Source organism: Microbulbifer sp., from assembly GCF_051659245.1.
Taxonomy (GTDB): domain Bacteria; phylum Pseudomonadota; class Gammaproteobacteria; order Pseudomonadales; family Cellvibrionaceae; genus Microbulbifer.
The window spans coordinates 1-6,223 of the sequence record NZ_JBOFOC010000079.1 but is presented as its reverse complement, the minus strand read 5'-3'; the positions used below and the strand labels follow the sequence as shown (position 1 = coordinate 6,223).

Annotated in this window: 4 protein-coding genes; all 4 read right to left on the bottom strand. The window is 62.2% G+C overall.

The annotated features are described in order from the left end of the window. Positions 1-98: 98 nt before the first annotated feature. Positions 99-3,725, bottom strand: coding sequence for an ATP-binding protein (locus tag ACRC0P_RS08535; protein WP_438629876.1), 3,627 nt, complete (start codon positions 3,723-3,725; stop codon positions 99-101). Between the two features lie 105 nt (positions 3,726-3,830). Next, positions 3,831-4,532 (bottom strand): DUF4194 domain-containing protein, encoded by a 702-nt coding sequence (locus ACRC0P_RS08530; RefSeq protein WP_438629874.1) that lies wholly within the window; start codon positions 4,530-4,532, stop codon positions 3,831-3,833. A 55-nt stretch (positions 4,533-4,587) separates the two neighbouring features. After that, complete coding sequence (locus ACRC0P_RS08525) at positions 4,588-6,015, bottom strand: Wadjet anti-phage system protein JetA family protein (RefSeq protein ID WP_438629872.1); 1,428 nt, start codon at positions 6,013-6,015, stop codon at positions 4,588-4,590. Between the two features lie 15 nt (positions 6,016-6,030). Next, positions 6,031-6,223 (bottom strand): DUF3012 domain-containing protein (locus ACRC0P_RS08520; protein ID WP_438629870.1); only part of this gene is annotated, 193 nt, incomplete at its 5' end.

Sequence of the window (6,223 nt, the reverse complement as noted above, 5' to 3'; positions counted from 1 at the left end):
CCATGGCCGCGATCGGCCTCGCTTCGTAGTGGTAGGGTGCGCCCTACTCCTGATCGCGGCCATGGGCCGCTCCTACAACAAAAACAAAGATGGAGTTTCTATGCCTCCACCAGTTCCATAAAATCCAGCGAAGCCTGCCGGCGGATGGTGCGGCGGTGGTTGGCCCAGAGTTCGGCGATCTTCTCCCGGTTGCAGATTTTGCGATCCACATAGACGCGGGTATTGAGCTGGCCGATGGGCTTGGCGCTCGGGCACTTGCTGAACACAAATTGATTGGAGATCAGGTCCATAAACGGGCCGGACTTGCTGCTCGGCATAATGAACAGCAACTGCAGGCCCAGGGTTTCCGTCAGGTAGCGGATCACCTCCCGCGAGCGGGATTCATCCATCTTGGAGAAGGCCTCGTCCACCAGCACCATCTGCAGGTGACTGCTGCCCTCGTTGAAACGGAAGGCCGAGGTCACCGCGGCGGAACGGATAATGTACGCGGGGGTCTCCAGCTGGCCGCCGGAGCCAGTGCCGTACTGGCTCAGCGCAATCGGCTCCTTGCCCTCCGGCTCCTTGAAAATCTCGTAGTTGCGGTAATTGCGATAGTCACTGATGCGGTCCAGTTCCCGCCGCGCAACCTGCTCGTCTTCGCTGAGCAGCATATTCAGCAGCTTGTCGCGCACCTTCTGCTGAGCGGGGTTTAACTGCGCGTCGAACAGGCTCTCCTCCTCGCCCAGGTTCGGCAGTTCGATCACCGCCTTGAAGAAATTCCAGTACTCCCTGAATTCCGGCACCCAGCTGTAGGCGAAACGGAAGCGCTCGCGATCGGCGCCGAAGCGGTGGTGTTCCAGCTCCCTGTTCAGATCGTCCAACACCCGCTTGCCATCGTTGATCGACTGGTAGATAGCGTGGCACAAATGCGTGACGAAGGTGGTGTTGAAGGATTTCTTCAGGCCCATCAACTGCTCGTGCCGGTCCACCAGCAGATTGTTTTTCAATCGGTTGCGCAGCGCCTCCACCTGATCGCGCAGGCTGCACACCAGCTTGAACAGCGCCTCGTTGTGACCGGCGCCCAGGTCCGGCTCGAAGGCCAGGGTATCGCCGGCGGCAGTGCTGGCATTGTATTCCATTACTGATCGGTCCAGTTGGCGGCAGTATTTTTCCAGGCGCCCCTGCATCTCTTCGATATCCGCACCGAAATCAAAGCTGTCGCCAGCGCGCTCCGCCTGCCCGTCCGCCTGTTCCAGGCTTTCTTCTGCATTGTAGTCCGGAGTGATCCGGGCGATGCGACGCACCGCGGACTCGCAATCGCTCAGGGCGTCGTCCAGTGTATCCAGCTCGGTGGAAAGTGCCTTTAGCTGCCTGCCGGTATTTTCCAGATCCCGCTCCAGCTTGCCGGCGTCGTGCTGCAAGCCGGACTGCAGTTTCTGCTGAGTCTGCAGCTGCACCTTCAGTTCCTCCACCTGCTGTTCCAGCTGTTCGCAGTCCTTCAGGTCCAGGTTTTCCAGTGCCTGTTCAGCACTGCGCCAGTCGCGCTGGGCCGCCAGTGCCGCATCCACCACCGGTAGCAACTGCAGGCCATTCAGGTCGCGCACCGCGGAGGCCACGCGGCGGTAAAGCCGGTGCTGTTCGTTCACCTGCGCGGCTTCCGCCAGCAACTGTTCCAGCGCCTGCTGCTGGGCCGCCAGTGCGCGGGCGCGGGCGCCCTGGCCGAAAACCAGCTCGGCGTCGTCGATATCGCAGCGCCACATGCTGTAATTGCCGCTGGCCATGCCGTCCGCGGTAAGGCCGCGGCGGGTGCCGCGCAGTTCGTTTTCATCGCGCACCTGCAGCACCGAGCCGTAGGAGGCGCGCAGATAGTATTCGGCGGTTTTGTGATTGAATTCCATCAGCTCGACGATGGAATCTTTCGGCAGCGGCACACGTTCCGCATCCCGGCGCGCCTTGTCCCCCTGGATCACCCGCGCGCGGTTGTTCCTGCCGGGCAGGTTGCGGACTATGCGAATGGCGGCGGCCTCGTGCTCCGGCTCCACGATGATCGAGAAGCGCGCACCGCCGAGATAGCCTTCAACGGCCATCTGCCAGCGCTCGTCCATCACTTCCACATAATCGCACAGCACCCGCGGCTCGGCCCGAGGGCACTGCTCGCGGATCGCCGCCAGGGCCTGCTCCACCGACTGCGGATAGCGCACGCGGTTGGCCTGCAGGTGCTGGATGCGGCTCTCCTGTGCCTGCAACCGCTTTTGCAGCTGCTGCACCTGCAGCTCCCAGCGGGAGACCTGCTGACTGATCTGTTCGCGCAACGAGGTTTCACCCGCGTCTGTGCCGGCCAGCAGACCGCAAAGTTTATTGTGCAGCGCTTCGCTGCCGGCGGCGCGCTCGCGCAGGGGTTCCAGGGCGGCCAGGTCTATCCAGTCCTTGCCCAGCAGTTTGTGCAGATCCGGCAGATCCTCCTCGCGGCTCACCTGTTTGACACACTGGACCAATGCCTTGTTGCGCAGTGCCGGAATTTCCAGTTCCGCTGCGGAGCTGTTCAGCAATTCCAGCAACTCGCCAGCGGCATCGCGATTGTGCTGCCAGCGCTGCTCCTGGGTTGCCAGCGGCCCACCCTGGCCGGAGAGCTGCTGGCGTGCGCGGGCGATGCGCTGCTCCAGTTCATCCTTGCTGCGCAGGGCGTCGATACCCAGGCGCTGGGCCTGCAATTCCACCAGCTGCTGGTTCAGCTGTTCGGCGCGCTCGGCGGCGATGCGCGTTTCGCGCCCATTGTTCTCCAGATCGGCGCGCAACTGCTGCTGGCTGTTCTTGCCGGCGAGATAGGTTTTCTGCACCCGCAGCTGGCGGTGGCGCGCCTGCAGATATTCCTGCAGACGCAGTTGCAACCACTGCTCGCGGTACAGGCTTGCGGACTGGGCTATCTGTTCCAGGGCGCCGACCCGCTCGACAATCTGCCGGGCTTCCTGCTCCATGGCGTGAATGGTTTTCATCAACTCGGAGACAGAGCGGATGGCCTCGCCCAGGTCGCGCTTTTCCAGTACTTCCTGGGCGACGAAATCGTTGATGCTCTTGACCGGCTTGTAGGCCATGAAATTGGAAAAGGTGCGCGCGGCGTGCATGGCCTCGCGGTCCGGCACCGCATCGCGGCGGCCGCGCAGGGCGCCGTAGAGGCGGCGCAGATAGGCTTTCTTTTTATCGTACTGCTCCACCTTGGCAAACTGTTTGCCCAGCACCGAGTGGAACTTGTCCAGCGGCAGCAGGTGCCTGCCGTCCTTGTATTCGCGGATAAAATCGCCGATGGCCAGCTCTTCGCCGGGAAAGATAAAGAAGCGCAGATCGTCCTGGCGCGCCTGGGCCGGCTTGGTGCTGTTATCCAGGTGGGCGCGGATCGCCATCACCGAGGTAAAGGGATCGCTGTCCTCCCCTTCCGTGGGAGAAAAAATCCCGGCGATATAGCAGTCGGTGGGCTGCAGCCGCGCGTAGCTGCCGTCGTCACAGCCCAGCACGTAGGACGCCAGGGTGCGTACCTGCTTACCGCCGCGGCCGCGCTGGGTGGTTTCATCCTGCCCCGGATTGAAGGTAAACAGGGTGTCGTGGGCCGCAGTCATCAGTGTCTGGATAGCGTCGGCCGCGGTGGTCTTGCCGGAGCCGTTGCCGCCGGAAAACAGGTTGATGGGGCCGAATTCGTATTCCAGCTGGGGGATATTGCCCCAGTTGATCAGGATCAGTTTTTTTAGAAACATTTTTTTGCCATCACAGATGCAGGGATGGTGCCTGTAGGAGCCTGCTTGCAGGCGAAAAGATCGGAACTCCGTAGCCTTTCGCCTGCAAGCAGGCTCCTACAACCACTATTCGGACTCGGTGGCAACGAAGAGGCTATGGTCTTCGCTCTCCGGTGTTATACGCGCTGCGGTTTCGCGGGTGGGCTCCGTTTCCAGCAGCTGCTGCAACGTCGATTCGGTGACAAAGTGCGCGATGGTCGGGCGCACCCGCAGCCAGGTTTCCGCCAGGGGTTCCGCGTCGTCGCCGGCAAACTGCACTAGGCGCAGCTGGCGCAGTTTCTTTAACAGACTTTTACGCTCCGCCAACTTGTCCGGCAGCGACATCTTCAGCAGGTTGCGCAGGCCCAGCTCCAGCGCCTCGAGGGAGAGGGCCACACAGCCGCTGTCGTCCACCTGCCCCTCCCGCAGCGCCTTGTCGTACTCCACCCGCAATACCAGAATCGCCGCCACTTCCCACTGACTGAGGCGCGCGCGCAGGCCGCCGTGGTGGGGTTCTTCCTGGTCCGGCAGGCCCGGCACTTCGGAACCCGGCGGATAGACGCGGATAAACTGGAAGCGGCTGTCGTGTTGCAGGCGCAGCCCCAGCGGCGCCAGCCACTCGCGAATAAGTTGCTCGCAGCGCTGGAAGCGGTCGTAGAGTTGCGCCTCCACCTGGCTCTCCTCCCGGCAGATCACTCCGTAGTCCAGCAGGCGCACCAGCAGCTCGGAAAATTCCCCGCGGGTCAGACGGCACTGGGCCAACGCTTCTTCCAAAGCCTGTTCAATCACTTTCTTGTATCTCTATAAATGACCATTCCACCCTACGGGTAACTCCGGGGCTTGTTCAATCACTTTCCTGCAACTCCAGGGTATATTCGTCGAATTTCTCGAAGTAGTCATTGCCCGCAGTCTCCCCGGTAAACTCCACCCGCAGCGCCGCGGCGGAATCCTGGTTGACCGCGGCCGCTTCCAGCGCGTGGCTCATGGCCAGCAGATCCCGCGCGTCTTTTAACGGCAGGTCGCGGCTATTGATACGCCGGCCGCTGCCGAGGGCGGCCTGCAGGTAATTCCGCAGATCGCTACCGTTGAAATTGAACGCCTGGTCCAGCAACTGCTGCAGGAGGATATCCCGCTGGTTTTCCTCAGCCAGCGGCACCTCCTCCTCCACCCGGGTGTTCACCGGCTGACGGCGACTGCGCTGCCAAAGCTGGGTCTGCCCGGGGTCGAACAGGCGCAGTTGGAATCCCCCCAGTTGATCGCCGAGCCGCTCCAGCAATTCTTTTTTTTCCGGCTGCTCGCCGAGGCGCTGGCACAGGTCCGCAAACTCGCCCTCGGACTGGCTGTGCAGATAGCTGAGCTGGCGGATAATGATGTCCGCGCGCTTGGTGAAGCCCTGCAGCGCGCGGCGCAGCGCCGGCAGTTTTACCTCGCAGGCGCGGCGCATGCGGTCCTCGATGGTGTCCAGCATCAGCCACAGCAGCGAGCGGCCCTCTTCCGCCAGTTCCGGCAGCAACTGGCGCAGACGGCGCTCCCACTGTGCCTTGCGCTCCCTGTCTTTGCGACGGATACGCGCAATCACCCGGCCGATGGCGTCCCGGTGCTTTTCCACGCTGTCGGCGGAGAGGCGGATCGCCAGATCCGGCTGGAAACGGCTCTCCATAAAGGAAAAGAATTCATCCGTGGCCTGCTGCACCAGCAACTGCGCCTCCACCTCCCGCACCAGTTCGCGCTTGCGCTCCTCCAGCTCCGCGATCATATCGGTGAAGTCGGCGACGATGCGCTCGGAGTACTCCCAGGCGTCGATCAGGTCGTGCACTTCCCCACGGCTGGCAAAGGCTTCCAGGGCATTGAGGGTATTGCGGGTATTGCGGTGGCGGGTGCGCACGCGGGTGCTGTTCACCTCCACCAGCGGTTGGGTAAACAGGCGGCCGCGGCGGCTGAAGGGGTAGCTGGCGCTGAGTGTGGCGCTGTCCACCTGCTTTTCCAGCCAGCCGTACTCCACCAAACTGTTCAGCACCCAGACCGCCTGCTCCCGCAGGTTGCGAAAGCGCCCTTCGGAATCCGGATTATTGTCGTCGCTGTCCAGCTGCGGGGCGCGGGTCAGCGCTTCGCTGAAAATCTCCAGGATCTGCTCACGCGCCAGGGATTCGCCGTAGTCCGCCTTGGCGGTGTACAGGCGCTCGTACAGCAGGCGCAGGCACTCCACCACCTGCTCGCGGTATTTGCCGGTGAGCGGGCGAAAGAAGTGCTGGTAGGCATCCGCGAAAAACAACGGAACAGGTTCCGCTTATTCTTCTTCGGGTTTCTGGTTGAGTACACAGTACTTGGTGTAGTCACCGGCGTCGGTCAGGGTCCAGTCGCCTTTGGGGGTTTCGTCCATTTTTTTGCACCAGGCTTCGGAGCCGCGTTTGGGTTCGCAGGCGGTGAGGGCTAGTACGGCGATAATGGCGGTAGTGAGTATAAATAGTTTTTTCATTCTG

Bases quoted from the DNA above. Each gene is read 5' to 3' on its own strand.
- ACRC0P_RS08535 (WP_438629876.1), bottom strand. From the start codon at position 3,725: ATGTTTCTAAAAAAACTGATCCTGATCAACTGGGGCAATATCCCCCAG.